The sequence below is a fragment of the Bordetella genomosp. 5 genome, assembly GCF_002261315.1.
GTDB lineage: Bacteria > Pseudomonadota > Gammaproteobacteria > Burkholderiales > Burkholderiaceae_B > Bordetella.
In genome coordinates this window covers 47,502-73,499 of sequence record NZ_NEVP01000004.1, presented here as the reverse complement: position 1 = coordinate 73,499, position 25,998 = coordinate 47,502, and the positions used below count along the sequence as shown (strand labels likewise).

At 66.1% G+C, this 25,998-nt stretch carries 26 protein-coding genes; 9 read left to right on the top strand and 17 right to left on the bottom strand.

The features are described 5' to 3' along the window. Window positions 1-532: 532 nt before the first annotated feature. The gene (gene purN / locus CAL25_RS05855) at window positions 533-1,162 is read right to left on the bottom strand and encodes a phosphoribosylglycinamide formyltransferase (RefSeq protein ID WP_094799023.1); all 630 of its coding nucleotides are present in this window, start codon (window positions 1,160-1,162) and stop codon (window positions 533-535) included. Window positions 1,163-1,300: 138 nt separating this feature from the next. Between purN and CAL25_RS05850 the strand changes: the two genes are divergently transcribed. The 4 genes from CAL25_RS05850 to coaBC all read left to right on the top strand — a co-directional run bounded on the left by CAL25_RS05850 (window position 1,301) and on the right by coaBC (window position 6,950). Continuing rightward, on the top strand, window positions 1,301-2,266 hold the full coding sequence (locus CAL25_RS05850; RefSeq protein ID WP_094799446.1) for a bifunctional riboflavin kinase/FAD synthetase: 966 nt from the start codon (window positions 1,301-1,303) through the stop codon (window positions 2,264-2,266). Then, the gene (gene ileS / locus CAL25_RS05845; protein WP_094799022.1) at window positions 2,256-5,117 is read left to right on the top strand and encodes an isoleucine--tRNA ligase; all 2,862 of its coding nucleotides are present in this window, start codon (window positions 2,256-2,258) and stop codon (window positions 5,115-5,117) included. Before CAL25_RS05850 ends, ileS begins: the two co-directional genes overlap by 11 nt. Before the next feature lie 2 nt (window positions 5,118-5,119). Continuing rightward, on the top strand, window positions 5,120-5,659 hold the full coding sequence (gene lspA / locus CAL25_RS05840) for a signal peptidase II (RefSeq protein ID WP_094799021.1): 540 nt from the start codon (window positions 5,120-5,122) through the stop codon (window positions 5,657-5,659). Window positions 5,660-5,741: 82 nt separating this feature from the next. Beyond that, the gene (coaBC, locus tag CAL25_RS05835; RefSeq protein WP_094799020.1) at window positions 5,742-6,950 is read left to right on the top strand and encodes a bifunctional phosphopantothenoylcysteine decarboxylase/phosphopantothenate--cysteine ligase CoaBC; all 1,209 of its coding nucleotides are present in this window, start codon (window positions 5,742-5,744) and stop codon (window positions 6,948-6,950) included. An 8-nt stretch (window positions 6,951-6,958) separates the two neighbouring features. On the opposite strand, the gene CAL25_RS05830 is transcribed toward coaBC, so the two are convergent. After that, window positions 6,959-7,879 (bottom strand): hypothetical protein, encoded by a 921-nt coding sequence (locus CAL25_RS05830; protein ID WP_094799019.1) that lies wholly within the window; start codon window positions 7,877-7,879, stop codon window positions 6,959-6,961. 176 nt (window positions 7,880-8,055) lie between these two features. Here CAL25_RS05830 and CAL25_RS05825 point away from each other — a divergent pair, with 176 nt between their 5' ends. Then, complete coding sequence (locus CAL25_RS05825) at window positions 8,056-8,526, top strand: Lrp/AsnC family transcriptional regulator (protein WP_094799018.1); 471 nt, start codon at window positions 8,056-8,058, stop codon at window positions 8,524-8,526. 67 nt (window positions 8,527-8,593) lie between these two features. Here CAL25_RS05825 and CAL25_RS05820 read toward each other — a convergent pair whose 3' ends face one another. Next, window positions 8,594-9,631, bottom strand: coding sequence for a metal-dependent hydrolase (locus CAL25_RS05820; protein WP_094799017.1), 1,038 nt, complete (start codon window positions 9,629-9,631; stop codon window positions 8,594-8,596). 89 nt (window positions 9,632-9,720) lie between these two features. Between CAL25_RS05820 and CAL25_RS05815 the strand changes: the two genes are divergently transcribed. The 3 genes from CAL25_RS05815 to CAL25_RS05805 all read left to right on the top strand — a co-directional run bounded on the left by CAL25_RS05815 (window position 9,721) and on the right by CAL25_RS05805 (window position 11,638). Then, window positions 9,721-10,371, top strand: coding sequence for a DedA family protein (locus tag CAL25_RS05815; protein ID WP_094799016.1), 651 nt, complete (start codon window positions 9,721-9,723; stop codon window positions 10,369-10,371). 12 nt (window positions 10,372-10,383) lie between these two features. Further along, window positions 10,384-10,878 (top strand): hypothetical protein, encoded by a 495-nt coding sequence (locus CAL25_RS05810; RefSeq protein WP_094799015.1) that lies wholly within the window; start codon window positions 10,384-10,386, stop codon window positions 10,876-10,878. 127 nt (window positions 10,879-11,005) lie between these two features. After that, window positions 11,006-11,638, top strand: a complete 633-nt coding sequence (locus CAL25_RS05805; RefSeq protein WP_170948432.1) for a dUTPase — start codon at window positions 11,006-11,008, stop codon at window positions 11,636-11,638. Between the two features lie 22 nt (window positions 11,639-11,660). Here CAL25_RS05805 and CAL25_RS05800 read toward each other — a convergent pair whose 3' ends face one another. From CAL25_RS05800 to CAL25_RS05770, 7 genes are all read right to left on the bottom strand, one after another. Further along, window positions 11,661-12,770: an NADH:flavin oxidoreductase/NADH oxidase gene (locus CAL25_RS05800; RefSeq protein ID WP_094799013.1), complete on the bottom strand. Its 1,110-nt coding sequence runs from the start codon at window positions 12,768-12,770 to the stop codon at window positions 11,661-11,663. Window positions 12,771-12,858: 88 nt separating this feature from the next. Beyond that, the gene (locus CAL25_RS05795; protein ID WP_094799012.1) at window positions 12,859-13,629 is read right to left on the bottom strand and encodes an amino acid ABC transporter ATP-binding protein; all 771 of its coding nucleotides are present in this window, start codon (window positions 13,627-13,629) and stop codon (window positions 12,859-12,861) included. After that, window positions 13,626-14,303 carry an ectoine/hydroxyectoine ABC transporter permease subunit EhuD gene (gene ehuD / locus CAL25_RS05790; protein WP_094799011.1) on the bottom strand — a complete coding sequence of 226 codons (678 nt, stop codon included), beginning with the start codon at window positions 14,301-14,303 and terminating at the stop codon, window positions 13,626-13,628. Before ehuD ends, CAL25_RS05795 begins: the two co-directional genes overlap by 4 nt. Further along, the gene (gene ehuC / locus CAL25_RS05785) at window positions 14,300-14,938 is read right to left on the bottom strand and encodes an ectoine/hydroxyectoine ABC transporter permease subunit EhuC (protein WP_094799010.1); all 639 of its coding nucleotides are present in this window, start codon (window positions 14,936-14,938) and stop codon (window positions 14,300-14,302) included. Before ehuC ends, ehuD begins: the two co-directional genes overlap by 4 nt. 13 nt (window positions 14,939-14,951) lie before the next feature. Next, entirely contained in the window at window positions 14,952-15,881 is a 930-nt protein-coding gene (ehuB, locus tag CAL25_RS05780; RefSeq protein ID WP_432759227.1) for an ectoine/hydroxyectoine ABC transporter substrate-binding protein EhuB, read from the bottom strand. Window positions 15,882-16,032: 151 nt separating this feature from the next. Then, a complete protein-coding gene (locus CAL25_RS05775; protein ID WP_094799009.1) occupies window positions 16,033-17,193 on the bottom strand; it encodes an ABC transporter substrate-binding protein in 1,161 nt (386 codons plus the stop codon). 83 nt (window positions 17,194-17,276) lie between these two features. Beyond that, window positions 17,277-18,212 carry an ornithine cyclodeaminase family protein gene (locus CAL25_RS05770; protein ID WP_094799008.1) on the bottom strand — a complete coding sequence of 312 codons (936 nt, stop codon included), beginning with the start codon at window positions 18,210-18,212 and terminating at the stop codon, window positions 17,277-17,279. A gap of 232 nt (window positions 18,213-18,444) precedes the next feature. Here CAL25_RS05770 and CAL25_RS05765 point away from each other — a divergent pair, with 232 nt between their 5' ends. Beyond that, a complete protein-coding gene (locus tag CAL25_RS05765) occupies window positions 18,445-18,870 on the top strand; it encodes an OsmC family protein (protein ID WP_094799007.1) in 426 nt (141 codons plus the stop codon). Between the two features lie 119 nt (window positions 18,871-18,989). Here the strand turns inward: CAL25_RS05765 and CAL25_RS23990 are convergent, their stop codons facing one another. The 7 genes from CAL25_RS23990 to thrS all read right to left on the bottom strand — a co-directional run bounded on the left by CAL25_RS23990 (window position 18,990) and on the right by thrS (window position 25,734). Next, complete coding sequence (locus CAL25_RS23990) at window positions 18,990-19,169, bottom strand: hypothetical protein (protein ID WP_141217892.1); 180 nt, start codon at window positions 19,167-19,169, stop codon at window positions 18,990-18,992. Between the two features lie 216 nt (window positions 19,170-19,385). Next, the gene (gene ptsP, locus CAL25_RS05760; RefSeq protein ID WP_094799444.1) at window positions 19,386-21,080 is read right to left on the bottom strand and encodes a phosphoenolpyruvate--protein phosphotransferase; all 1,695 of its coding nucleotides are present in this window, start codon (window positions 21,078-21,080) and stop codon (window positions 19,386-19,388) included. Between the two features lie 118 nt (window positions 21,081-21,198). After that, on the bottom strand, window positions 21,199-21,468 hold the full coding sequence (locus CAL25_RS05755; protein WP_094799006.1) for an HPr family phosphocarrier protein: 270 nt from the start codon (window positions 21,466-21,468) through the stop codon (window positions 21,199-21,201). Window positions 21,469-21,561: 93 nt separating this feature from the next. Next, entirely contained in the window at window positions 21,562-21,960 is a 399-nt protein-coding gene (locus CAL25_RS05750) for a PTS sugar transporter subunit IIA (RefSeq protein ID WP_094799005.1), read from the bottom strand. Between the two features lie 8 nt (window positions 21,961-21,968). Continuing rightward, a complete protein-coding gene (gene gshB / locus CAL25_RS05745; protein ID WP_094799004.1) occupies window positions 21,969-22,925 on the bottom strand; it encodes a glutathione synthase in 957 nt (318 codons plus the stop codon). A gap of 286 nt (window positions 22,926-23,211) precedes the next feature. Next, complete coding sequence (gene infC / locus CAL25_RS05740) at window positions 23,212-23,760, bottom strand: translation initiation factor IF-3 (protein WP_094799003.1); 549 nt, start codon at window positions 23,758-23,760, stop codon at window positions 23,212-23,214. An 18-nt stretch (window positions 23,761-23,778) separates the two neighbouring features. Continuing rightward, entirely contained in the window at window positions 23,779-25,734 is a 1,956-nt protein-coding gene (gene thrS / locus CAL25_RS05735) for a threonine--tRNA ligase (protein WP_094799002.1), read from the bottom strand. Window positions 25,735-25,998 lie beyond the last annotated feature (264 nt).

Genomic DNA, 25,998 nt, shown 5'->3' with positions numbered 1-25,998 from the left:
ACGGCCACGGTCCTGGTAACCCGACCGGCCGCCGTCCTGCGACGACGAACGGCCACGGTCCTGCGACGAATAGTCGGAACGGCCGCGGTCCTGGTAACCCGACCGGCCGCCGTCCTGCGGCGACGAACGGCCGCGGTCCTGCGACGAATAGTCGGAACGGCCACGGTCCTGGTAGCCGGACCGGCCGCCGTCCTGCGACGACGAACGGCCACGGTCCTGCGACGAATAGTCGGAACGGCTGCGATCCTGGTAGCCGGACCGGCCGCCGTCCTGCGGCGACGAACGGCCACGGTCCTGCGACGAATAGCCCGAGCGCCCACGGTCCTGATAGTCGGAGCGGCCGCGATCCTGCGACGGCGAACGGCTGCGGTCCGGGGACGAGGGCCCCGCACGACCGCGGTCGGTCTGCTGTGCGCGTGCGCCGGCGTCGGGCGAGCGCTCGGACCGGCCTCGGTCGGGGCTCGACGCGCGATCGCGCCACTGAGCCAGGGCGCCGCCACGCGCGGGGCGGGAGCGGGTGTTGTCGTTGTCTTTACTCATGGTTCTTTCCGTGGGGACCGGCTTGCGCGCCGGTCCAGATAAATAGTCGTTCGGGGTCGCCCTCGACCTCGACGCGGTGATCGGCCGTGAGCTTCACGCGACCTTCGGCCAGCCAACGCGCGGCGGCCGGGAAGGCTCGATGCTCGACGTCGAGAACACGCTCTGCCAGGCGCTCCGGGGTATCGCCAGGCAGGATGGGCACGCAGCCCTGCGCGATGATCGGACCGTGATCCAGCACGGGCGTGACGAAGTGCACGGTGCAGCCGTGCGCCCGCACACCGGTCGCCAGAGCCTGCGCATGGGTATGCAGGCCCGGAAACGCGGGCAGCAGCGAAGGATGGATGTTGACGAGGCGGCCCGCATAATGCCCGACAAAGCCCGGCGTCAGCACACGCATGAAGCCGGCGAGCAGAACGTAGTCGGGCTGGTGGCGGTCGACCTCGGCCATCAGCGCGGCGTCGAAGGCCTCGCGGCTGGCGAAATCCTTGTGATACAGCGCCCCGGTGGCAATGCCCTGGCCCTCGGCCCACTGCAGCCCTGCCGCATCGGGACGGCTGGCGATGACAGCCACGATCCGCGCGGGCCACTGCTCGCGTTGACAGGCCTCGACCAATGCCTGCATATTGCTGCCCCGACCGGAGATCAGGATGACAATGCGGCGCTCACGCCCGGCGGGCGCGACAGACGAGGAAGGTGAAGACGAATGGGGCAAGATAGGTAATTCCAAGGCGAGCCAACCCAAAATTGTAAACTCTTGCCCGTGAAACCTCCGTTGCGTATTTACCGACACCTGCCGCCCACCTCGCGCCGCACCCCTTGCGCGCTCACGATCGGCAACTTCGACGGTGTCCATCTCGGCCATCAGGCCATCCTCGACCGCCTCCGTCAGGTGGCCCGGGCGCGTGATCTCGTGCCCACGGTCATGACGTTCGAGCCGCACCCGCGCGAGTATTTCGCCACGCTCAACCGCCGCCCCGAACTCGCGCCCACGCGCATCTCGGGACTGCGTGACAAGATGGCCGCCCTCGCCTGCGCCGGTATCGAGCAGGTCGTGGTCGAGCATTTCAATGCGCGGCTGGCCGAGATGTCGGCCAACGCCTTCATCGAAGACCTGCTGGTGCGGGGTTTGCAGACCCGCTGGCTGCTGGTTGGCGAAGACTTCCGTTTTGGCCGCAAGCGTAGCGGCGACATCGACCTTCTGCGCGAGGCCGGCATGATGCATGGCTTCGAGGTGCACACCCTGGCCGACGTCACCGACGGCAACGGGCATCGCATTTCGAGCTCCGAGGTCCGCACCGCGCTGGCCGTGGGCGATCTGGAGCGCGCCCGCCACCTGCTGGGACAGCCGTTCCATATCAGTGGCCACGTGGTGCACGGCGCCAAGCTGGGCCGCCAGCTCGGTTATCCGACGATGAACCTGCGGGTGGCCGCCCGCTGCGCGGCCCGTTCCGGGATTTACGTGGTGCGCGTGCTCGGCCTGGCCGATCAGCCGCTCGCGGCCGTGGCCAGCCTGGGCGTGCGTCCGACCGTCGAGGACGGAGGCCGGGTGCTGCTCGAAGTCCACCTGCTCGACGAGACCGTGGACGCTTACGGTAAACTCGTGCGAGTCGAGTTCCTGCACAAGCTGCGGGACGAAGAAAAATTTCCTGATCTCCCTTCCCTGACAGCCGCCATCGCCGACGACGCGCGACAAGCGCGCGCCTATTTTGCCGTTCATGGACTATAAAAAGACCCTCAACCTGCCCGATACCCCCTTTCCCATGCGGGGCGACCTTGCCCGCCGCGAGCCGGGCTGGACCGCTCAATGGGAAGAAAACCGCATTTACCAGGCGATCCGGGCAGCGAGCGCTGGCCGCCCGCGCTTCGTGCTGCACGATGGCCCGCCGTATGCCAACGGCGACATCCACATCGGGCACGCGGTCAACAAGATCCTGAAGGACATCATCGTCAAGAGCCGCAACATGGCCGGCTACGATGCGCCTTACGTGCCGGGCTGGGACTGCCACGGCATGCCGATCGAAATCCAGATCGAGAAGAAATACGGCAAGAACCTGCCCGTCACCGAAGTGCAGGCCAAGGCCCGCGCCTACGCGCTCGAGCAGATCGACCGTCAGCGCCAGGATTTCAAGCGCCTCGGCGTGCTGGGCGACTGGGACAATCCTTACCTCACGATGAACTTCAGCAATGAGGCCGACGAGATCCGTGCGCTCGGCCGCATCCTGGAGAAGGGTTACGTGTTCCGCGGTCTCAAACCCGTGAACTGGTGCTTCGACTGTGGCTCGGCCTTGGCCGAGGCCGAAGTCGAATACGCCGACCGCACCGATCCGGCGATCGACGTGGCCTTCCCGTTCGCCGACAAGCCGGGCCTGGCCCGTGCGTTCGGCATGGAGAGCGTCGACGACGGCGCGGTGGTCATCTGGACCACCACGCCCTGGACCATCCCGTCGAACCAGGCACTCAATGTGCACCCCGAAGTCGAGTACGCGCTGGTGCGCGTGACGCCGACGCCCGCGCACGGCCCGCTGCTGCTGCTGGCCAGCGAACGGGTCGAAGCCTGCCTCAAGACCTGGGGCCTCGAAGGCGAGATCATCGCCACCGCGCCGGGCGAAGTCTTGTCCGGACTGCGCTTCACGCATCCGCTGGCCAAGGCCGCCGAAGGTTACGACCGTACCGCGCCGATCTATCTGGGCGATTACGTCACCACCGACACCGGTACCGGTGTGGTGCACTCGGCCCCGGCCTATGGCATCGAAGACTTCGTGTCGTGCAAGGCGCACGGCATGGTCGACGCGGACATCATCAGCCCCGTGATGGGCGATGGCAAATACGTGCCGAGCCTGCCGCTGTTCGGCGGCCAGATGATCTGGGACGCCAACCCCAAGATCGTCGAGGCGCTCAAGCTGGCCGGCTCGCTGATGCACGTGCAGAAGATGCCGCACAGCTACATGCACTGCTGGCGCCACAAGACGCCGATCATCTACCGCGCCACCAGCCAGTGGTTCGCCGGGATGGACGTCAAGCCGCGCGACGGCGGCCCCACGCTGCGCGAGAGCGCGCTGGCCGGCATCGACGCCACCACGTTCTACCCCGCCTGGGGTCGTGCACGCCTGCACGCCATGATCGCCAACCGTCCCGACTGGACGCTGTCGCGCCAACGCCAGTGGGGCGTGCCGATGGCCTTCTTCGTGCACAAAGAAACCGGCGAACTCCACCCGCGCACGGCCGAGCTGCTGGAGCAGGTCGCGCAACGCGTCGAAAAATCGGGCATCGAGGCCTGGCAATCGCTCGACCCGCGCGAGCTGCTGGGTGACGAGGCCGATCAATACGAAAAGAACCGCGATACGCTCGACGTGTGGTTCGACTCGGGCACCACGCACGCCACCGTGCTGGGCGGCAAGGATCACGCCCTCGCGGGCTCGCATGGCGCCCAGCTGGCCTGGCCCGCCGACCTGTATCTCGAAGGCTCCGACCAGCATCGCGGCTGGTTCCATTCGTCGCTGCTCACCGGCTGCATGATGTATGGCCAGCCGCCCTACAAGAGCCTGCTGACCCACGGCTTCGTGGTCGACGGCCAGGGCCGCAAGATGAGCAAGTCGGTCGGCAACACGCTCGCGCCGCAGAAGATTTCCGACACGCTGGGCGCCGAAATCCTGCGTCTGTGGGTCGCTTCCACCGATTACTCGGGCGAGCTGTCGATCTCCGACGAGATTCTCAAGCGCGTGGTCGAAAGCTATCGCCGCATCCGCAACACGCTGCGCTTCCTGTTGGCCAACGTGGCCGACTTCGATGCGGTCAGCCAGGCGGTGCCGGCGGGCGAGCTGCTCGAGATCGACCGCTACGCTCTCGCCATGACGGCGCAGATGCAGGCCGAAGTGCTCGCCAATTACGAGCGCTACGACTTCCACCCTGCGGTCGCGCGCTTGCAGACGTTCTGCTCCGAAGACCTCGGTGCCTTCTATCTCGACATCCTGAAGGATCGCCTCTACACCAGCAATGTCGATAGCCGCGCCCGCCGCTCGGCCCAGACCGCGCTGCTCGAGATCACCCAGACGCTGCTCAAGCTGATGGCGCCGGTCCTGTCGTTCACGGCCGAAGAGGCCTGGAAGATCCTGACCGACACGGCACTGGCCAAGCAGGCCGACGCCGCACGCATCACGATCTTCACCGAAGTGTTCCATCAGCTGCCGCCCTACGCCGACAGCGAAGCCCTGTCAGGCCGCTGGAACCGCGTGCGCGCGATCCGCGCCGACGTGCTGCGCAAGCTCGAAGAAGTCCGCTCGGCCGGCGCGATCGGGTCTTCGCTGCAGGCCGAAGTCGACATTCATGCCAGTGGCGACGATTACGCGCTGCTCTCGGCGCTGGGCGAAGACCTGCGCTTCGTCCTGATCGTGTCGCGTGTGGGCGTGCATCAGCGCGAGGGTGAGCTGGCGATCGAGATCACGCCTTCGGGCAACAAGAAGTGCGAGCGCTGCTGGCACTATCGCTCCGACGTCGGCCAGGACGCCGATCATCCCGAGATCTGCGGCCGTTGCGTGAGCAACCTGTTCGGCTCGGGCGAAGTGCGCGAAAAGGCCTGACGATGGCGCATGCTCCCGCCACCCCGCTTGCCGCCCCTCACGGACGCGGCAAGCGTCTCGCGATCAGCCTGGCCGTGGCCGCCCTGATCATCCTGCTGGACCAGGTGACGAAGATCTACTTCAACACCCAGTTCCGGTACGGTGAGCGGCTCAATCTGTTGCCGTTCTTCGACTTCACGCTGCTCTATAACCGCGGCGCCGCGTTCAGCTTCCTTGCTTCCGAAGAAGGCTGGCAGCGCTGGCTCTTCACGGTGCTGGGCGTGGGCGCGTCGGCGGTCATCATCTGGCTGATCGCCCGAACCCCGGGCCAGCCGCGTTTTCGCGCGGCCCTCACCCTCATCATGGGTGGCGCGATCGGCAATGTCATCGACCGCCTGCTGCACGGCCATGTGGTCGACTTTCTGCTTTTCTACTGGAAAGACTGGTACTACCCGGCGTTCAATATCGCCGACGTGGCCATCGTCTGCGGCGCCGCCCTGCTGGTGATCGACGAGATCCTGCGCAGCCGCGAAAAAGCCCGCCAGGCCCGCGCCTCGAACTGAGCCTCGCGGACGCGGGCGTTGCCGCATAAAATCCCCTGAACCCACACACGAACGCGGCACCTCGCGGTGCCGCCCGCACACCATGCTCGATTTGGCCCGCAAACGCATTGTCCTGGGAATGACCGGCGGCATCGCCTGCTACAAAATCGCGGAGCTGGTGCGACGCCTGACCGAGCAAGGCGCGGTGATCGACGTCGTCATGACCGAGGCGGCCACGCACTTCATCACGCCGGTCACGATGCAGGCGCTGTCGGGGCGTCCGGTGTTCGTGGATGCCTGGGATCCGCGCGTGCCCAACAACATGGCGCACATCGACCTCACCCGAGGCGCCGACGCCGTGCTGATCGCGCCCGCGAGCACCGATTTCATGGCCAAACTCGCGCATGGCCTGGCCGACGATCTGCTGTCCACGCTCTGCGTGGCGCGTGCCTGCCCGCTCCTGATCGCGCCGGCCATGAATCGCGAAATGTGGTCCAACCCCGCCACGCAACGTAACGCCGCGCAGCTCGTGGCCGACGGCATCACTCTGCTGGGACCGGCCTCGGGCGAACAGGCCTGTGGCGAAACCGGCAGTGGCCGCATGCTCGAACCGCATGAGCTGTTGGCCGACATGATCGCGTTTTTCCAGCCCAAGGTGCTCGCCGGCCGGCACGTGCTGCTCACCGCGGGTCCGACCTCCGAACCCGTGGATCCGGTGCGCGTGCTCACCAACCGCTCGTCGGGCAAGACCGGCTACGCGATCGCCCGCGCGGCGCGCGAAGCTGGCGCGCGCGTCACGATGATCAGCGGCGCCACCGCACTGGCCGTGCCGCGCGGCGTGACCGCCTTGCAGGTCATGACGGCGCGTCAGATGCATGACGCGGTGATGGCGAGCGCCATGGATGCCGACGTGTTCATCGGCGTGGCCGCGGTGGCCGACTGGCGCGTCAAGAACGTGAGCGATCACAAGATCAAGAAGACCAGCGAAGGCGGCGGCCAGCCGCAGATGGAATTCGAACCCAATCCCGACATCCTGGCCGAAGTCGCGCGCCTGCCGAACGGCCCCTGGTGCGTGGGCTTTGCCGCCGAGACCGAAAAGCTCGCCGAGCATGCCGAGGCCAAGCGTCTGCGCAAGGGCATCCCCCTGCTGGTCGGCAATCTGGCCCACAAGGTGATGGACGCCGACACGACCGAGCTCGTGTTGTTCGATGAGCAGGGCGTGCATGCCCTGCCGGCGGCGCCCAAGCTCGATGCCGCGCGTCGGCTGATCGCCGAGATCGCGGCTCGCCTGCCGCGCCAGTCGCGGCCCTGAACGACGCTTCAGGCCGGACGCGCCACGGGCTGGCCCGCGCCATCGCCATCGCGCCAGAGCCTCGCCAGCGCGCCCACCACCACGAGCGTCAGGACCAGGCGTCCGCCCAGCACGATCCAGCCATCGGCGCCCAGCGCCATCAGCAGGGCCGTGTCTTCGATCAACGAGTGCGACAGGGACAGCCACGACAAGGCCAGGAACCGCGTGCGCGCGGAGAGCCGCAGGCGCTCGGCTTCCTCGATGATGAGCGCACCGCCATACGACAGGCCGAGCAGCGTCCCCACCATCGTGACGGGCGCGACGCTGGCATCGAGCCCGACCCACTTGAGCACCGGCGTGAGCGCACGCGTGATGAGCGCCGTGAGCCCCGTGCGCGCCATCACATCCAGCAGCACCAGCAGGCCCAGGATCACGGCATAGGTCAGCAGCAGCGAGAAGGCCGTCGTGTGCACCCATTGCCAAAGGGTGTAGTCAGCGGGATCCAGCGCGGTCTGTGAGCCCTGAAGCCATTGGAACGACATCGGTTCGGAGAGCCAGCCGCCCCAATGGCAAAACCACGATACGGCGCCGCCATAGAGCACCGCCGCGCCCAGGCGCAGGCCGGTGGTGGCCCAGAAGCTCGCGCCGGCGCGCCGCACGATGGCCTGCTCGATCGGAAGGCTGTGAGCAAACAGAATCATCGAGGCGAGCGCGCTGAACTGGCCCGCCGTCATGTCGAGCGTGCCGGCCAGGCCGATCAGGGCCGCGATCGCGCCATAGACGCCCACCAGCACGCTGGTGATCCAGATGATGCCGGCACCGGCGGGCAGGTTCAGCAGGCCCATCACCGGCCCGAATGCCTGACCCAGCGCCTCGATCCATCCCAGCCACTGCGCCACCTGCACGAGGGCCATGATAGGCAGCATGATCTTGAGCAGCGCATAGAACATGCGACCGCTGCGTCGAAATAATTGGCAAAGGTAGGCCCACACGAGCAAAATGCTCCCGGTGCGAAAATAGAGGGACAAAGCATAGCCCCGATCAGGCACAATAGGACGGCAATTTATTGCCAGTTAGTAGCTCTCCGCGCGATGATGACTCATGCGCGGACAACAATATTGCGTAAATGACCCTTGATCCCATCGATCATCGAATTCTGAAGGTTCTGCAGCAGAACGCCGATCTACCCAACATCACGTTGGCGGAGCGCGTGGGGCTTTCGGCCTCCGCCTGCCTGCGGCGGGTTGCCCGTCTGAAGGAGGCGGGTGTGATCCGGCGCGTGGTGGCCCTGCTCGATCCGGCTCAGACCGGCCGGCCCCTGACCGCGATCGTGACGCTCGAATTCGCACGGCACGGCTCGGAGTTTCGCCGCTCCTTCATGGAGAAGATCAAGACCGAGCCTTCGGTCACTCAGTGCTACCTGGTCACCGGCGCGGTGTCGTGCGTGCTGATCGTGCACATGCGCGACATGGACGAGTACCTGGCCTTCGCCGATCGTCTGTTCGATCAGGACGAAAACGTCGAGGCGTTCTACACGCACATCGTGCTGCAGACGATCAAGAACGAACCGGGCGTGTTGCTGCCCGGCGAGGCCTGAGCCGCGCGCTCGTCGCCCGGCCGCGCGCCGCCTTGGCCCGCCAGCGCGGGCAGGCGCAATCCAGGCGCTACTGCCCGGTGCGCGTTGCCCAATCCGCCAGCGGCAGGGGCGTGGCGGTATCCACGATCCGCGTGAGCAACTGACGCAGTTGATCGCCCGTGCCCCGCTCGCTGGGCCACCTCGACGGCACGACCGCGTGCCACTGGCCGTCGCGGCGCTCGCCCATCACGAAGCGGAATGTGTAATAGCCCGGCATGCCCATGCGCAGGTCGGTCACCACGAGCCTGTCGTCGATCGCGTCGAAGCGCAGCCAGCCGTTCGTGAACCACGCGAGGCGCTGCAACAGCGCATCGTCCGAAATCTGATCGCCCAACGGCTTGCCGATCGGCTGCTCGAGCAACTGCGGGCCGTGCCGGTCGAACCAGCCGCTCACGCCTTCGTAGTAGGTGTCGGGGCCCGTCTGCGCAATCACCCGCCACAGCATGGTGTTGAAGGGCATCGGCGTTGCCAGCACGCGCGTGGGCGTGAGCCCCTGCGCGCGCAGCGCCTGCGTGACTTCCCGCTCGGCATGCCAACGGCCCACCAGACCCGTGCCGAGGTAGACCGCGCCCCAGATCACGGTAATGGCGAGCACGCGGCACAGCCGCGGCGTGGCGCCGAAGATCGCGGTCGCCAGCACCGCGCACAGCATCGGCACGGTATAGATCGGATCGATGATGAACACGGCCGACCAGCTTTCGGGCGTGGGCGTCAGCGGCCAGAAAAGCTGTGTGCCATATACGGTGAATGAATCGAGCACCGGATGCGTGATCAGCACCAGCCATAAGGTGAGGAACAGGCGTCCCGCGCCATACGGCGCCTTCGGCCATCGCCATCGGATGAGCGCCGTCAGGACGAGGGCCAGGGCCGTCAGCACGAACACCGAATGCGAAAAGCCCCGGTGAAACGTCATCATCGACACCGGGTCCGGGTAACGGATCAAGACGTCGAGATCGGGCAAGGTGCCCAGTAAGGCGCCATATACCAACGCCTTGCGGCCCTGCCGCGAACCGAGCAACGCGCCCTGTATGCCCGCGCCCAGCACGGCCTGTGTTACGGAATCCATCGATGGTCACACTCTTCGTTCGTCCAGCCCCGGCGGCCAGCTTATTGTCAGGCGTTAAGATACAGGATTGATTCTCGCGGATTCATTGCATGGACGCTTATATCGATCGAGTTGGCGTGTTCATCGAAGCCAACCAGGCCTGGGCAGGTGTCATCACCTTTTTTCTCACCATGGGCGAGTCGATGCTGGTGCTCGGCCTGTTCATTCCCGCGACCGCGCTGCTGCTTCTGACCGGCGGTCTCATCGGCGCCGGCACGCTGTCGGCCACCAGCATCCTGGCCTGGGGCGTGGCCGGGGCTGTCGTGGGCGACGCGCTGTCCTATTACATCGGCCGCTGGCTCGGACCGAGCTTCCTGCGCCGCTGGCCCTTGTCCACGCAACGCAGCGCCGTCGCGCGTGCGCGCCTGTTCTTCTATAAGTATGGTTTTGCGTCGGTGTTCTTCGGCCGCTTCCTGGGGCCGATCCGCTCGACGATCCCGACCGTGGCCGGCATCATGGGCATGAGCCACTGGCGCTTCCAGGTCGCCAATGTGCTGTCCGCGCTGGTCTGGATGCCGGTCATGCTGGCGCCCGGCTACCTGACCGCGCGCGGCCTCAGCACCGCCGAGAACGGCCAGGAGATCGGCATGGTGGTGGGCACCGTCGCCTCGGTCGGCGTGGGCGTCTGGCTGCTGCTCAACATGATGCGCAAGCGGCGCGCGGCGGGCGAGCGCCCGGCCAAGCGCGTGCGCAGCCACTGACAGGGAGATTCGATGGAACCGAAGAACGGCGATTTCGCGAAATATATCGAAGAGCTCTCGCGCAAAGGTGCGCGCGATGCCCTTGCGCGAGCGCCTGCTTCGGCATCGGCCTCGCCCGGTGCGGTCGACACGACGCCGACGCTGCCGCCCGACCCCGCCGACGCGCCGGGCGTGGTGCTGAGCCAGCGCAAGCTCAAGCGCGCCCCGCGCGTGGCGGTCGGCCATCCCACCGCCGCGGCCGACGCCGACGCCGCGAATACCCAGACGCTGGCACAGCGGGCCGACAACCAGCGCAGCGCGCGCGTCCAGATCCTGATCGGCTTCGTCACGGCCATGATTGCCCTGGTCGGGCTCGCCAGTGCCTTCGACCGGCAGCACGGTTACGCCGTGCCCGCCATCTGGGGCATCGTGTCCTTGTTCGCGTTCCGGCGTGCCGCCAAGGCCGCCGAGCGCGCTCGCCGGCCGCTGCGCGAGCAACCGGCCTTCACGCCGCTGCGCAAGGCCTGACCCGCGCGGCAGTGCTAACATTCCCGCCCCGGCCCCGCCTCCTCTGGCGGGGCTCATTGTTTCTAGCCTGACCGGAGTTCCCGTGAGCCAGCCCCAAGCCGGATTGACGCCCATCCAAGCAGCCACGATGCTGAAGCTGCAAGATCAACTCAACGCCAAGATCAACCCCGACTGGATCCACGGAGGCTCGCGGTTCCTGCGTGCCGCATTCGTGGAATCGGCAGAGGCGCTGGAGCACCACGGCTGGAAGTGGTGGAAAAAGCAGGTGCTGGACCTGCCGCAAGTGCAGATGGAATTGATCGACATCCTGCACTTCTATCTGTCGCACACCATCGTCGCCGCGAATGGCTCGACCGAAGCCGCCGCGCGTACGCTGGTCGACGATCTGGCCGGCCCGGCCAGCGTCACGCTGGACGGCCGCACCTACGACCTGAGCGCGCTGCCGGTACCCGATCTGCTCGAACTCATCGGCGGTCTGGCGGTGTGCCAGCGCGCCAGCTACAAGCTGCTCGAGTGCACCATGACCGCCTGCCAGCTGAGCTGGACCGAGGCGTTCAATCAGTACGTCTCGAAGAACGTGCTCAATATTTTCCGCCAGGACCACGGCTACAAGGAAGGCACGTATGTGAAGCTGTGGCAGGGCGAAGAAGACAACGTCGTCCTCGCCCGCCTGCTCGGCCAGCTCGACAGCAACCGGCCCGACTTCAGCGACGCCCTCTACGCGTCGCTGTCGCAGGCCTACACGCAAGCGACGGCCTGAGGATCGCCGCGCAACGCCCGGCTCAACGCTGGGCGTGGCGCGTCTCGCCGAACAGCGCCGACAGCCCGCGCGGCTGCGAGCGCCAATACTGCGGCGGCGCGCTCACCTGCCCGCCGAGCTCGGCGGCCGCGTGCCAGGGCCAGCGCGGGTCGTACAACATGCCGCGCGCCAGCGCCACCATATCGGCGTCGCCGTTGGCGACGATGGCTTCGGCCTGCGCGGGCTCGGTGATCAGCCCGACGGCCATGGTCGGAAGCCCGGTCTCTTCCTTGATCTGACGCGCGAACGGCACCTGGTAGCCGGCCCCTAACGTGATCTTCTGGCGCGGCGACACGCCGCCCGACGATACATCCGCGAAGGCACACCCGAGCGGCTTCAGCGCCTGCAGAAACTGCACCGTCTGGGCAGGATCCCAGCCGCCGTCGACCCAGTCGGTGGCCGAGACACGCACGCCCAGCACCGCGTGCGGGAGCGCGGCCCGCACCGCCTCGAACACCTCGATCGGAAAGCGCATGCGATTGGCCAGTGAACCGCCATAGGCGTCGTCGCGCTGATTCGCCAGCGGCGACAGGAACTGGTGCAGCAGATAGCCATGCGCGGCGTGGATCTCGATCACATCGAAACCCAGACGGTCGGCGCGCACCGCCGCCGCCACGAAGGCGTCGCGCACGCGCGCCAGGCCCGCGGCATCGAGCGCGCGCGGGGGCAGCTCCGTGTCGTTGTGCGGCAGGGCCGAAGGCGCATCGGCCACCCAACCGCCCTCCTCCAGACGGAGTTGGCGACCGCCCTCCCAGGGACGCGTGCTCGATGACTTGCGGCCCGCATGGCCGAGCTGGATGCCGAGGCGGATGGGCGCGTAGCGCCGGATGGCGGCCACCACTTTGCCCAGCGCCGCTTCGGTCGCGTCGTTGTACAGGCCCAGATCTCCCGGCGAGATCCTGCCGCCCTCCTCCACCGCCGTCGCCTCCGTGAAGAGCAGGCCGGCGCCGGAAAGCGCGAGATGCCCGAGATGGATCATGTGCCAGTCGGTGGCGCAGCCGTTCTCGGCGGAGTACTCGCACATGGGCGCGATGACGATGCGGTTGGCCAGCTGGATCGAGCCCAGCGCCTGCGGCGTGAACAATTGACTCATTGGAAGTCCTTCGACGGGAGGTATCCAAGGAGCATAGCGCGCGGCCGGGTGCCGCGCAGCCCTGCCGCGCCGCCGCCGGCCGCCGGGTTTACTCCGCTTCGATCACGCTCTGCAGGAACTGCTGCGTGCGCGGCTCGCGCGGATTGGCGAACAGCGCCGAAGACTCCGCATCTTCGACGATGTTGCCGGCATCGAAGAACAGCGTGCGATCCGAGCTGCGTTCGGCAAACTTCATCTGGTGCGTGACGATGATCATCGTCATCGTCCGCTTCGCGGACAGATCACGCAGGATCTGCAGAATGCCGCCCACCAGCTCCGGATCGAGCGCGGAGGTCACTTCGTCGAACAGCATGATGTCGGGGCGCATCGCCAGCGCTCGGGCAATGCCCACGCGCTGCTTCTGCCCGCCCGACAACTGAGCCGGGTGAGCATCGAGCTTGTCGCCCAGCCCCACCATCTCGAGGTACTCCTTGCCCCGCTGGATCGCCTCGTCACGATCCAGCCCCTGCACGTGGATCGGCGCCTCGATCACGTTGCCGAGCACGGTCATGTGAGGAAAGAGATTGAAGTGCTGAAAGACCATGCCGATCTTGGCGCGCACCTGGCGTACGTGGGCCGAATGCGGCTTCTGCAGGCGACCCTGCGCGTCGTGCCACATGGGCACGCCATCGATCTCGATCTCGCCATCGGTGGGCTGATCCAGCGTCATCAGCATGCGCAGCAACGTGGACTTGCCGGAGCCCGAGGGTCCGATGACGGACACGGTCTCGCCCGCCGGGATTTCCAGATCGATGCCGCGCAGCACCTCCAGTTCGCCGTAGCTCTTGCGCAGATTCTTCAAGCGGATACTCGCGCTCATCGCGTCCCTCCAAATACGATTCTCAGCCGGCCCTCGAGCCGGCGCACACCCCATGCCGCCACCAGGCTGAGCAGCAGGAAGAAGACGCCCACCATCGTCAGCGGTTCGATGTAGCGGAACGACGTCGATCCCAGGATCTTGCTCTGCTGCAACAGCTCCACCACCGTGATGGCGGAAAGCAGCGGCGTGTCCTTGAACATGGCCACCAGGTAATTGCCCAGCGCCGGCACCACAGGCGGAATCGCCTGCGGCAGCACGACGTCACGTAGAGTGCGCCAGGGCGTGAGGTTCAGCGCGGTGGCCGCCTCGAGCTGGCCGCGCGGCACCCCTTCGAGACCGGCACGGTAGACCTCCGAACAATAGGCCGCGTAGTGCAGACCCAATGCCAGCACCCCGGTGGTCAGCGGCGACAGCGACACGCCCAGGTTGGGCAACACATAGAAAAGGAAGTACATCTGCACCAGCAACGGCGTGCTGCGGATGAACTCCACCAGGATGGCCGTGGGCCAGGAAACGAACACCAGCGGCGATCGGCGCAGCATGGCGAACACCAGCCCCAGCGTCACCGCCACCACCATGCCGAGCAGGGTGGCCTGCACCGTCACGATCAGCGCCGAACCGAGCGTGGGCAGGATGTCGGCCGCATAACTCCAGTCGAAAATGGGCTCGGTCATCGGATCCGGAACCTCCTCTCAAGCAAGCGGATACCGCCCGTGATCACCAAAGCCACAGCGAAGTACATGCCCAGTATCACCAGGAAGATCTCGGTGGTGCGCAGCGTTTCACCGCGCAGCAACTGCCCCCGGAAAGTCAGGTCGGTGATGGTGATGAGCGAAACGAGCGCCGTGTTCTTCAGCAGCTCGATCAACAGGTTGCCGGTGGGCGGCAGCATTGCGGGAATGGCCTGGGGCAGGATGATGCGGCGCATCGTCTGCGCCGGCGTCATGTTCAGGGCGACCGCCGCTTCGCGCTGACCTCGGACCACCGCCTGGATGGCGCCGCGCACCACTTCAGCGCCGTAGGCGCCGGAGTTCGCGGCCAGCACCACGATGCCCACCAGCATCGCCGGCAATTTCACGCCGAACATGGGCAGCACGTAGAAGAACCAGAACAGCTGCACCAGCGCCGACGTGCCGCGGAACAGCTCGACGTAGCCGGTGGCGAGTCCGCGCACCCACAGGTGCGAGGACATCCGCCCCAGGCCGGCGAGCACGGCGATCGGAATCGCCAGCAACGCCGCGCCGGCCATGATGCGCAGCGTGACCTCCAGCCCCTCGAGGAGGGGTGGCATCAGGTTGAGGATGTCCATGGACCTCCTCCGGTCAGTTGGCGCCGCAAAGTTTGGCGGCCGTCACGTCGCCGGGCAACTCTGCTTCGGTGAAACCGAAGGGCTCGACCATCTTGGCGTGCTCCGGCGTGCCGATGACCTTCGCCAGCTCGGCATTGAACGCGTCCGCGAACGCCTGGTCTTCCTTGCGGAAGCCGTAGGCGCCGTAGCCACGCACGTCCTGGCCGTCGATGACCGGGTTGGTGAACGGCTCGGCCTTCTCGAGACCGCTGCCGCCGTCGGCCTTGCGCAGCAGGTCATTGACCGTGAGCGAGGTGGCCGCATACGCATCGGCGCGGCCGGCCTGCACGCCCGCATAGGCGCTCACGGCGTCAGGAAACACGACCAGCTGGCCGGGCTTGACACCCGACTTGGCCGCGTAATCACCCTCGATCGCCCCGACCACCACGCCCAGCTTCAGGTCTTCCTGCTTGGCGGCATCGGCGTAGCTATGCAGATTCTTGGGATTGCCTTCCTTCACGAGGAAAGAGGCATCGACGCCGTAGGTCGGATTGGAAAACGCCACCTGCTGGCAGCGCTCGGGCGTCACGTACATGCCGGCGGCGATGATGTCGAAGCGTTTGGCCTGCAGGCCGGGAATCAGCGAGCCGAATTCGGTGAGCACACCCTCGACTTCGTTCACGCCCATCCGCTTGAGCACCTCGCGCGCCACCTCGACCGATTCGCCCGTCACGGCCGCCTTCTGGCTGTCCATGAACGCATACGGCGCCTCGTTCGCATAGCCGATACGGATCTTGCCCGCGGCCTTAGCGGCCGCCAGCGTATCCTGGGCGCCGGTCTGCTTCTCCGTCTGGGGCGCGGGCGTGGCGCCGCTCCCCTTATCCGAGTCCGAGCAGCCGGCCAGCAGTCCGGCGCCGACGAAAGCAGCGCCCAGGGTGGCGGTCCGAAGCATGCGCAGCATCATTGTTTTCTCCCCAAATCGTATGTTGCAGAAAGGATTCGATCAAAATCTTACGCGAATAAATCATTCGTATACGAATCAAATTCCAACAAAAAGGGGCAGGATCGCTCCTGCCCCTGGGGAAATCGGGAAAAACGGCCGGGAATGTAACTTTTTAATTCTGGCCGGCGTAGCCGAATTTGCCGTCCCGCACCACGCCCATGACACGGGCACGCTCGTCGAAGCCCTGGTGATTCTGGGCGGAAATGTTGAGCACGCCGTTGGGCACGATCAGATCGCGCGTGTTCTCGAGCGCGTCGCGCAGCGCCTTGCGAAACTCCGGCGTGCCCGGCTTGGCGCCGGTTTTCAGTGCGCGGGTGACCGCCGAATCCAGCAGCATCCAGGCGCCATAGGCATCCCCCGCGAACTGCGTGAGGGTGTTGGCGCCATACTGAGCCTCGTATTTGTCGGCGAAAGCGAGCGCCACCGGCTTGACCGGGTTGCTGTCAGGCAGCTCCCGCGCGACGACGCCCGGGCCGGTCGGGAAGAGCGTGCCCTCCACGTCCTTGCCACCCACCTGAAGGAATTCCAGCGTGCCGATGCCGTGGGTCTGGTAGATGGCGCCCTTGTAACCACGCTCGTGCAGCGTCTTCTGGGGCAAGGCCGCAGGCGTGCCGGAGCCGGCGATCAGCACGGCGTCCGGTTTGGCGGCCATCACCTTGAGTACCTGGCCCATGACCGACGCATCGGTGCGCTGGAAGCGCTCCTGCGCGACCACCTTGAGGTCCTTGCCCGCAATAGCGTCGAACTCTTTCCACCAGGAATCGCCGTAGGAATCGGCGAAGCCGATGAAGGCGACGTTGCGATAGCCCTTCTTCTTCATGTCTTCGACGATCGCCGACGCCATGAGCGAGTCGTTCTGCGGCATCTTGAAGGCCCACGCGCGCTTGGGATCGGAGGCCGGCTCCACGATCACGGCCGACGCGGCGAGCGCCACCATCGGCGTGCCGGTTTCGGCCAGCACGTCGAGCGCGGCCAGTGCCGATGCGGTGATGTTCGGTCCCACGATCGCGTCGACTTTGTCTTCGGCCGTCAGCTTGCGGATGTTCTTGACCGCGCGGCTCACGTCGGTGCCGTCGTCGAGCACGACATAACGCGCGGGCTGGCCGCCCAGCGTCGCGGGCCAGAGGCGAATGGCATTGTTGGTCTGGATGCCGATCGCCGCGGCCGGGCCGGTGGTCGAAACATCCACGCCGATCACGATCTCGGCCGCGGCCGAGCCGGCCATCGTGGTGGCCAGAATCAGGGCAGCGGCGCGCTGGGTCAGGAATTTCATGTGGGAACCTGCAGTAGAAAGAAAAGCGGTGGGCGCGGGGCGCCCGGACCGCGGTATTTTGCCCTAAGCGCCGGCGGTCGCGTTTACGCGTTCACGCGCTCGTAGACCAGCGCGGCCAGCGCAAGATCCTCGAGCGCGCTGCCCACGGCCTTGAACACGGTAATGGCCGCGTCGCTCTCCCTGCCCGGCACACGCTGCGCCGCCAGGTCGAACAGCGTGCCGCGGATGGCATCACGGGCCAGCGTGCCGGCGTCAAACGCGGCCAGCAGATCCCCCGACTTGGTCGGCGCCTCGTCGGTATCGACGTACACCGCGTTGTCGCGGAAGCAGTCCGGATCCGTTTCCTTCATGTCGGGTTTGAAGCTGCCGATCAGATCCAGGTGCGTGCCCGGACGCAGCCATTCGCCCCGCACCAGCGGCTCGGTGGACAGGGTCGCGCAGCTCACGATATCGGCCTGCCGGACCGCCGCCTCGAGGTCGGTGACGGCCTCGGCGGCGTAGCCCTGCGCTCGCAGCGCCTGAGCCAGCCGCTCGGCGCCGGGCACCCGGACGTTCCACACGAGCACGCGCTCGATCGGACGCACCGCCCGCATGGCCGGCGCCACCAGGCTGGCGATCCGGCCCGAGCCGAGGATCAGCAAGGTGCGGGCATCCGGGCGAGCCAGATAATCGGCCCCCAGCGCCGCGGCGCCAGCGGTGCGGTAGGCGGTGACGATATCGCCGTCAACGCTGGCCAGCGGCACGCCCGTGCGTGCGCTGTAAAGCGTGTAGGTGGCATGCAGCCCCGGCAGGCCGTCGTGCGTGTTCTCCGGAAAGATATTGATGACCTTGACGCCGAAATAGCCTGCGGCGTTCCAGGCGGGCATGATGAGCGACGTGCCCTGCCGCCCCTGCGATTCGATGGCATGCACGTACCGCGCGGGCACGACGTAGCCGCCCTGGAAAGCCGATCGCAGCGCCGGAATCACGGCGTCGAAAGACAAGGCGCCCTGCGTGGCGGCGGTATCGATCACTTGCATGCGGAACTCTCCCTGTGATGGCCAGCGGATGCGTGCGTCGTCGCACGGGCCGCGCGGTGCCCTTCGGACCGTGCCTGCATTATCACCGCAAGCCCGCCTGCGGCCGCTCACGCCTGGACACACGACAGTCAGCCGCGAGCGAATATGATGAAACAGCCATCGCGGCGGCCGGCCCGGCCGGTGCGCCGCTATCCCGCGCCCTCGCGCGCGCATCCCTCCAGGAGTAAGACTCATGAAGAAATCCGCATCCGCCGTCTGGAAAGGCGATCTCAAGACTGGCAAAGGCACGATCTCGACGCAGAGCGGCGCGCTGAAGGAGCAGCCTTACGGCTTCAATACCCGCTTCGAGGATGCGCCGGGCACCAACCCCGAAGAACTGATCGGCGCGGCCCATGCCGGCTGCTTCTCGATGGCGCTGTCCAATGTGCTGGGCGAAGCCGGACTGGTGGCGGACCGCATTTCCACCTCCGCCGTGGTCACCCTCGACAAGTCGGATGACGGTTTCTCGATCACCGCCGTGCACCTGACCGTCGAGGCCGTCATTCCCAACGCGGACGACAAGGCGTTCCAGGACGCGGCGGCCAAGGCCAAGGCCGGCTGCCCGGTGTCGAAGGTGCTGAACGCCAAGATCACCATGGACGCCACGCTGAAGCAGTAAGTCAGCGGCAAGGCGGCCGGCGCCTGGCTCGCGCCACGTCGGCCGCAAAATGCATCAGGCCAGCCTCGCGGCTGGCCTGAGTCAGATCGTCGTGTACGCCGCGCGAGGCGGCGCCGCGATCAACGCCGATACGCCGAAATGACGGGATGCTGGCGGCGGCCGGCATCCATGGCGTGCAGCACATCGCCGACGAAACCCAATGCCCCGGCGGCGCCAGCGCGCCAGCGTTGCCAGCCTTGGGAAGGGGAAAGTCGGGTCCGGCGCGACGCCGGTTTGCTGCGAGTCACATCGCCCATCATGCTCTCCTTGAGAAAAGGCGCTTGGAGACTGCGAGGCTTTCAACTGCCTGCAAGCTCATCCTATGCCTGGCGATGTTGCGCTGCAATAACTTTTATTGGGCATGGCACAAATAGATGTGTCAACCCGGGAAAACGTTGTGTTCTCGCACGAATCCCCCCTGACCGGGGCGGACCGAGGGCCGCGGCGCATGGCCGCCGCCCCCGGGGCGCCGGCGGTCAGGCCTGGTCGAGGATGTCGAGATCGACCGGCAGCGCACGGTTGAGCGCCGTGGCCACCTTGACGCGCAGCGCGTTCGAGTGCGCGCGCCGTACCTCGCGTTTGACGTCGAGCAACTGCTGCGGGTGCATCGAGAATTCGGTGAGGCCCAGGCCCAGCAACAGCCGGGTCAGCCGGGCGTCTCCCGCCATCTCGCCGCAGACCGCCACCGGTATGCCCGCGCGCTCGCCGGCGTTGATCGTGTTGGCGATCAGGCGCAACACCGCCGGATGCAGCGGATCGTAGAGCTCGGATACGTCGTGGTCGCCGCGGTCGATCGCCAGCGTGTACTGGATCAGATCGTTGGTACCGATGGAGAGGAAGTCGAGCGCCTGCGCAAAAGGCTCGATCGCGATCGCGATCGCGGGGATCTCGACCATCGCGCCCACTTCGATGTGCTCGGCATAGGCCTGCCCGCGCGCGTCGAGCTCGCGGCGCGCCGCCTCGATGGCGGCGAACGTGGCCTTGACCTCGTGCATGTGCGCGATCATGGGCACCAGCAAGCGCACCGTACCGTGGGCCGAGGCCCGCAGGATGGCGCGCAGCTGAGTGGCGAACATCTCCGGACGTGCGAGGCAGTAGCGGATCGCGCGCTGCCCCAGCGCCGGGTTGGTGGCAACGGTGGCCTCGCCATCGAGCGTCTTGTCGGAGCCGATGTCGAGCGTACGGATGGTGACCGGACGGCCGGCCATGACCTTCACGACCGAAGCGTAGGCCTCGTATTGCTCTTCTTCGCCCGGCAGATCGGGGCGCCCCATGAAGAGAAATTCGCTGCGGAACAGCCCGATCCCTTCGGCGCCCGAGGCCAGCGCCAGGCTGGCCTCTTCGGGGAGCTCGATGTTGGCATGGAGCACGACGTCGATGCCGTCGAGGGTGACGGAGGGCTCGTCGCGCAGCAGGGCCAGGGTGGCGCGCTCCTCGGCGTAGGCGCGCTGCCGCGCGCGGTACTCCTGGAGAATGCGGCGCGATGGATTCACGACCACCACACCGGCGGCACCATCCACGATCAGCATGTCGCCGTCGTGCACGAGCTCGCGCACATTGCCCATGGCGACCACGGCGGGCACGCCCATGCTGCGCGCCACGATGGCCGTGTGCGAGGTGGGCCCGCCCAGATCCGTGACGAAGGCCGCGAAACGGCCGCCGCGCAGGCGCAGCATGTCGGCCGGCGAAATGTCGTGCGCCACGACCACCAGCGGGTCGTCGCCGTCGACATCCGCCCCGTCGGGCAGGATGGCCGACGTGCCGGCCAGCACATGGAGCACCCGCTCGATCACCTGCCGCACGTCGCCGCCGCGCTCACGGAGATATTCGTCTTCCATGGCGTCGAACTGCTCGCCGAGCAACTGGCCCTGCGCGGTCAATGCCCATTCGGCGTTGTACAGACGCTCGGCGATCATGGCCTGCGCCTGCTCGGCCAGCAGCGGGTCGCCCATCAGCAGGCTGTGCACGTTGAGCATGGCGCCCAGCTCGCGCGGCGCGTCGTCCGGCAGGTTGTCGGCCAGCTCCATGAGCTCGGCCTGCGCCTGCAGCAGCGCCTGGGACAAGCGCTGCGTTTCCTTGGCGACGTCCTCGGGGGCAATGCGATAGTGCGCCACTTCGAGGGCAGCCGCCCCCATCACGACGGCGCGGCCGATGGCGAAGCCTCGGGCCACGCCTTTGCCGAACAAAGAAATAACGGGGCTGGCGCAGCCAGCCCCGTCGGGGGATATCAAGGTCGAGTCGCGAACGCCGCCCGGGGTCTGCCCGGCCGGGGTCTCGGGGGGATGGGTTCTATTCCTGCTCACCGAATTTGCTGTCGAACAAGGTTTCAATCTCGGCCAGGGCCCGCTCGGCATCGGCGCCCGATGCATCCAGCTTGACCGTGACCCCCAGGCCCGCAGCCAGCATCATCACGCCCATGATGCTCTTGGCATTGACGCGCTGCGCGCCGCGAGAAATGAAAATTTCGCTGCTGAACTTGCTGGCCAGCTGCGTGAGCTTGGCAGCCGCTCGCGCGTGCAGACCGAGTTTGTTGCTGATGACGATGTCTTTCGTAGGCATAGTACTGGTGACCACAGCAAGCCGCGGTGTTCTTATGATTCATCGCCGGCGCCCTCGGAAGCGGCGCGCGGCATTGGGCATACAACGTGCCCGTCAGTCTACACGCAAGCAGCCCTGAACGCCGCCCGCGAGCGCCTTCTCGCGCGTCTCGGCCAGCGTCAGGTTGCGATATGTCAGAGCCCGCAGCAGCATCGGGGTGTTCAGGCCCGCCAGCACGCAGCACTGGATCCCCTGGGCCTGCGCCTCGGCCACCGCCCGCTTGGCGATGTTGGCCGGCGTGGCGCCGATCAGATCGGTGAGCACCAACACCCCCTGCCCCCGGTCTTCGTGCGCGATGTCCTGGAGCACTTGCGGCACCAGGTCATCGGGCATGTCCTGGGTCAGGATGTCATGCACGGCCAGCTCGTCGGTCGTATCACCCAGCACATGCCGGACGCTCTCGCGCATGGCATTGCCCAGGGGTGCGTGCACGACGATCACGATTCCAGTCATGGTGTCGATCAGCCGGCGGCGCGTTCTAGCGCGTGAGCGAACATGTCCGCCACATTGAAGCCGGTCTGCTCGGTGATCTCGACAAAGCAGGTCGGGCTGGTCACATTGATCTCGGTGATGTAGTCGCCGATTACGTCCAGACCGATCAGCAGCAGACCGCGGCCGGCGGTTTTGGCCGCCACGGCGCGCGCCAGTTCGAGGTCGCGCTCGGACAGCGGCTGGGCCACGCCCCGGCCGCCCGCGGCCAGATTGCCGCGCGTTTCGCCCGCCAGCGGGATGCGGGCCAGCGAGAACGGTACCGGCTCGCCACCGATGATCAGCACGCGCTTGTCACCCTTGACGATCTCGGGAATGTAGCGCTGGGCCATGATGGTGCGCGCGCCATTGTCGGTGAGCGTTTCCAGGATGGCGTTCAGGTTGGGATCGGCCGCCTGCAGGCGGAAGATGCCGGTGCCGCCCATGCCGTCGAGCGGCTTGACGATCACGTCGCCATGGCGCTGATGGAAGGCCTTCAGGCGCGGGATGTCGCGCGTGACGAGCGTGGGCGCGGTGTACTCCGCCAACTCCGTGATCGCGAGCTTTTCGGGGTGATTGCGGATCGCGGCGCCACCGTTGAATACCTTGGCGCCTTGCGCCTGCGCGTACTCGAGCAGGTGCGTGGAGTACACGTACTCCATGTCGAACGGCGGGTCCTTGCGCATGACCACGGCGCCGAAAGACTTCAGCGCCACGTCGGCCGCCGGGGCGGTATCACGCCACCAGTCATGCTCGTGCAGATCCGCATCGGCGACCAGCTCGATCGGCGTGGCGCGCGCGAGCACGACGCCTTCGTCGATGAAGAGATCACCCTGGAGCGCCACGCTCAGCGTGTGGCCGCGTGCCACCAGCGCCTGCATCATGGCGACGGAACTGTCCTTGTACGCCTTGAGCAGCGGCAAGGGATCGATCACAAACAATACGTGCATCGTGACACCTGGTACGGTCCCGTCAGGCCGGAACGGCGACGGGCACTCGATTCATCGTAGCGCGGCGGCTCACACCGCGCCATCGTGCGGACTGCGCCGCGCACATACATTGGGCAGCCGGTGGGGCCGCCCAACGCTAAACCGGTCGGCGGACCGGGTTGGAAACAGGCCCGCGGAGCGGCAGCAGCCGTTCCCGAGACCGGGAAAACAATGCGCCGTCCGCGGTGCAGACGGCGCAAACGCAAACCGGCCCGGACGCCACGAGGCGCCCGGGCCGGTCCGGGGTTCATTCAGACGCGTCGGCCTTGCTTGCCACCGCTTTCTTCTTCGGGGACAGCACCATGACCATTTGACGGCCTTCCAGCTTGGGCATCGCTTCGACCTGAGCCAGTTCGGTCAGATCGTCACGCACCCGCTCCAGCACTCGCATACCCAGTTCCTGGTGAGCCATTTCACGGCCGCGGAAGCGCAGCGTGACCTTGGCCTTGTCGCCTTCTTCGAGGAAGCGGCGCAGGTTGCGCAGTTTGACCTGGTAGTCGCCCTCGTCAGTCGCAGGACGGAATTTGACTTCCTTGACCTGGATGATCTTCTGCTTCGAGCGGGCCTCGGCCTGGCGTTTCTGTTCCTGGTACTTGAACTTACCGTAATCCATCAAACGGCAGACTGGCGGTTCGGCATTGGGCGCGATTTCGACCAAGTCCACGTCTGCTTGTTCGGAAAGACGGAACGCATCGGCAATCTTGAGAATACCGAGCTGTTCACCATCCAGACCTATCAGGCGCACCTCAGGGACGCGGATTTCACCGTTGATGCGATTGGGCTTTTCAGTGGCGATGTTGAAGACTCCTAGTAGTTAATTAGAGGCGCTGGTGTCGGGCTGAACCACGGCTCGCCGGGTCGCGACATCTTCGGTCAGGCGGCTGACGAAGTCGTCGAATGCGATGGCGCCGAGGTCGAGGCCACCCAGGCCGCGTACCGCAACGGTCCCGTTTTGCATCTCTTTGTCGCCTACGACAAGGATGTACGGAATCTTTTGCAGGCTATGCTCTCGGATTTTACGAGTGATTTTTTCCCCGCGCAAATCGGCCTGGGCCCTAAAGCCTTGTTTTTTCAGGCTTTGTGTTATTTGCGCCGCATAGTCGGCGGAATGCTCGGAAATGCAGCACACCGCGACCTGCACCGGGGACAGCCAGGGCGGCATCGCCCCGGCGTGGTTTTCGATCAGCATACCGATGAAACGCTCGAGCGAACCGAGGATCGCGCGGTGCAGCATCACGGGCGGGCGACGCTGGTCGTTCTGGTCGACGAACTCGGCGCCCAGGCGAACCGGCATCGAAAAATCGACCTGGATCGTGCCGCACTGCCAATGACGGCCGATGGCGTCCTTGAGCGTGTACTCGATCTTGGGACCATAAAACGCGCCTTCGCCCGGCGACACCTCGAACTCGCAGCCGGTGCGGCGCAGGCTTTCCATCAGGGCCTCTTCGGCCTTGTCCCAGACCTCATCGCTGCCGATGCGCTTCTCGGGACGCGTGGCGACCTTGTACAGCACTTCGTTGAAGCCGAAGTCGCGGTAGACCTTCTGGAGCAGCGCCGTGAAATCGGCGCACTCGTCCTGGAGCTGGTCTTCGGTACAGAAAATGTGGCCGTCGTCCTGCGTGAATCCGCGCACGCGCATCATGCCGTGCAGCGAACCCGAGGGCTCGTTGCGATGGCACTGGCCGAATTCGCCGTAGCGCAGCGGCAGCTCGCGGTACGAGTGCAGGCCGGCATTGAAGATCTGCACGTGGCCCGGGCAGTTCATCGGCTTCAGGCCATACACGCGATTCTCGGACTCCGTCGTGAACATGTTTTCACGGTAGTTGTCCCAGTGGCCGGTCTTTTTCCAGAGCGACAGATCGAGGATCTGCGGCGCCTTCACTTCCTGGTAGCCGTTGTCGATGTAGACCGAGCGCATGTACTGCTCGACCTGCTGCCAGAGCGTCCAGCCCTTGGGATGCCAGAAGATCAGGCCGGGGCCTTCTTCCTGGAAGTGGAACAGATCGAGGTCGCGTCCCAGCTTGCGGTGGTCGCGGCGCTCGGCCTCTTCGAGCATGTGCAGATAGGCGTCCTGGTCGTCTTTCGAGGCCCAGGCCGTGCCGTAGATCCGCTGCAGCATTTCGTTGTTGCTGTCGCCGCGCCAGTAGGCGCCGGCCACCTTCATCAACTTGAAGACCTTCAGCTTACCCGTGGACGGCACGTGCGGGCCGCGGCACAGGTCGATGAAGTCGCCTTCGCGATACAGGCTGAGCGTTTCGTTGGACGGGATCGAGGCAATGATCTCGGCCTTGTACGTTTCACCGATGCTCTTGAAGAAGGCCACGGCGTCGTCGCGCGTCCATTCCTCGCGCGAGACCTTTTCGTCCTTGCGCGAGAGCTCGGTCATCTTCTTTTCGATGGCTTCGAGATCTTCGGGCGTGAACGGGCGCTTGTACGAGAAGTCGTAGTAGAAGCCGTTGTCGATCACGGGACCGATCGTGACCTGCGCATCCGGGAAAAGCGACTTCACGGCGTAGGCCAGCAAGTGCGCCGTCGAATGGCGGATCAGCTCCAGGCCGTCCGGATCCTTGGCGGTCACGATGGCCAGATTGGCGTCGGTGGTGATCGAATAACTCGTATCGACCAACTTGGGCTCCGTGCCCTCGAACGCTACCCGCCCGCCCAGCGCTGCCTTGGCCAGGCCGGTACCGATGGACTGCGCGACCTCGGCGACCGTGACCGGTCCCGGGTATTGGCGCTGCGAGCCATCCGGCAATGTGATTTGTACCATCGAAGATTTTCCTGGATTAAAAACGACAAACGCGGCCTGTGAGCCGCGTTCTTTGCCTGCTTGCTTGAAGAGTCTGTTGTCTGCCGACACCAAAACCCAACGCTCGAATCACTGACGCGACTTGGGGCGAAGAATTCCGGTCGTAGTTCGTGTCGGAAGGACAAACATGGCGTGTGCCTGGATTCACCTGAATGGGCCCGCGCCTGTGCGCCGGGCCGGACAAAACGGGACTGCTAGCAAACTGAGGCACGAGTCGGAAATGGC

Coding starts and splice junctions, on each gene's coding strand:
- coaBC (WP_094799020.1), top strand. CDS start 5,742: ATGCTCGATTTGGCCCGCAAACGCATTGTCCTGGGAATGACCGGCGGC.
- CAL25_RS05805 (WP_170948432.1), top strand. CDS start 11,006: ATGCTGAAGCTGCAAGATCAACTCAACGCCAAGATCAACCCCGACTGG.
- thrS (WP_094799002.1), bottom strand. CDS start 25,734: ATGGTACAAATCACATTGCCGGATGGCTCGCAGCGCCAATACCCGGGA.
- gshB (WP_094799004.1), bottom strand. CDS start 22,925: ATGCACGTATTGTTTGTGATCGATCCCTTGCCGCTGCTCAAGGCGTAC.
- CAL25_RS05820 (WP_094799017.1), bottom strand. CDS start 9,631: ATGGATTCCGTAACACAGGCCGTGCTGGGCGCGGGCATACAGGGCGCG.
- CAL25_RS05775 (WP_094799009.1), bottom strand. CDS start 17,193: ATGAAATTCCTGACCCAGCGCGCCGCTGCCCTGATTCTGGCCACCACG.
- CAL25_RS05830 (WP_094799019.1), bottom strand. CDS start 7,879: ATGTTCTATGCGCTGCTCAAGATCATGCTGCCTATCATGGCCCTCGTG.
- CAL25_RS05770 (WP_094799008.1), bottom strand. CDS start 18,212: ATGCAAGTGATCGATACCGCCGCCACGCAGGGCGCCTTGTCTTTCGAC.
- CAL25_RS05795 (WP_094799012.1), bottom strand. CDS start 13,629: ATGAGCGCGAGTATCCGCTTGAAGAATCTGCGCAAGAGCTACGGCGAA.
- ehuC (WP_094799010.1), bottom strand. CDS start 14,938: ATGGACATCCTCAACCTGATGCCACCCCTCCTCGAGGGGCTGGAGGTC.
- CAL25_RS05765 (WP_094799007.1), top strand. CDS start 18,445: ATGAAGAAATCCGCATCCGCCGTCTGGAAAGGCGATCTCAAGACTGGC.
- CAL25_RS05815 (WP_094799016.1), top strand. CDS start 9,721: ATGGACGCTTATATCGATCGAGTTGGCGTGTTCATCGAAGCCAACCAG.
- CAL25_RS05755 (WP_094799006.1), bottom strand. CDS start 21,468: ATGCCTACGAAAGACATCGTCATCAGCAACAAACTCGGTCTGCACGCG.
- CAL25_RS05800 (WP_094799013.1), bottom strand. CDS start 12,770: ATGAGTCAATTGTTCACGCCGCAGGCGCTGGGCTCGATCCAGCTGGCC.
- CAL25_RS23990 (WP_141217892.1), bottom strand. CDS start 19,169: ATGATGGGCGATGTGACTCGCAGCAAACCGGCGTCGCGCCGGACCCGA.
- CAL25_RS05825 (WP_094799018.1), top strand. CDS start 8,056: ATGACCCTTGATCCCATCGATCATCGAATTCTGAAGGTTCTGCAGCAG.
- CAL25_RS05810 (WP_094799015.1), top strand. CDS start 10,384: ATGGAACCGAAGAACGGCGATTTCGCGAAATATATCGAAGAGCTCTCG.
- ileS (WP_094799022.1), top strand. CDS start 2,256: ATGGACTATAAAAAGACCCTCAACCTGCCCGATACCCCCTTTCCCATG.
- ehuB (WP_432759227.1), bottom strand. CDS start 15,881: ATGATGCTGCGCATGCTTCGGACCGCCACCCTGGGCGCTGCTTTCGTC.
- lspA (WP_094799021.1), top strand. CDS start 5,120: ATGGCGCATGCTCCCGCCACCCCGCTTGCCGCCCCTCACGGACGCGGC.
- purN (WP_094799023.1), bottom strand. CDS start 1,162: ATGCAGGCATTGGTCGAGGCCTGTCAACGCGAGCAGTGGCCCGCGCGG.
- ehuD (WP_094799011.1), bottom strand. CDS start 14,303: ATGACCGAGCCCATTTTCGACTGGAGTTATGCGGCCGACATCCTGCCC.
- CAL25_RS05750 (WP_094799005.1), bottom strand. CDS start 21,960: ATGACTGGAATCGTGATCGTCGTGCACGCACCCCTGGGCAATGCCATG.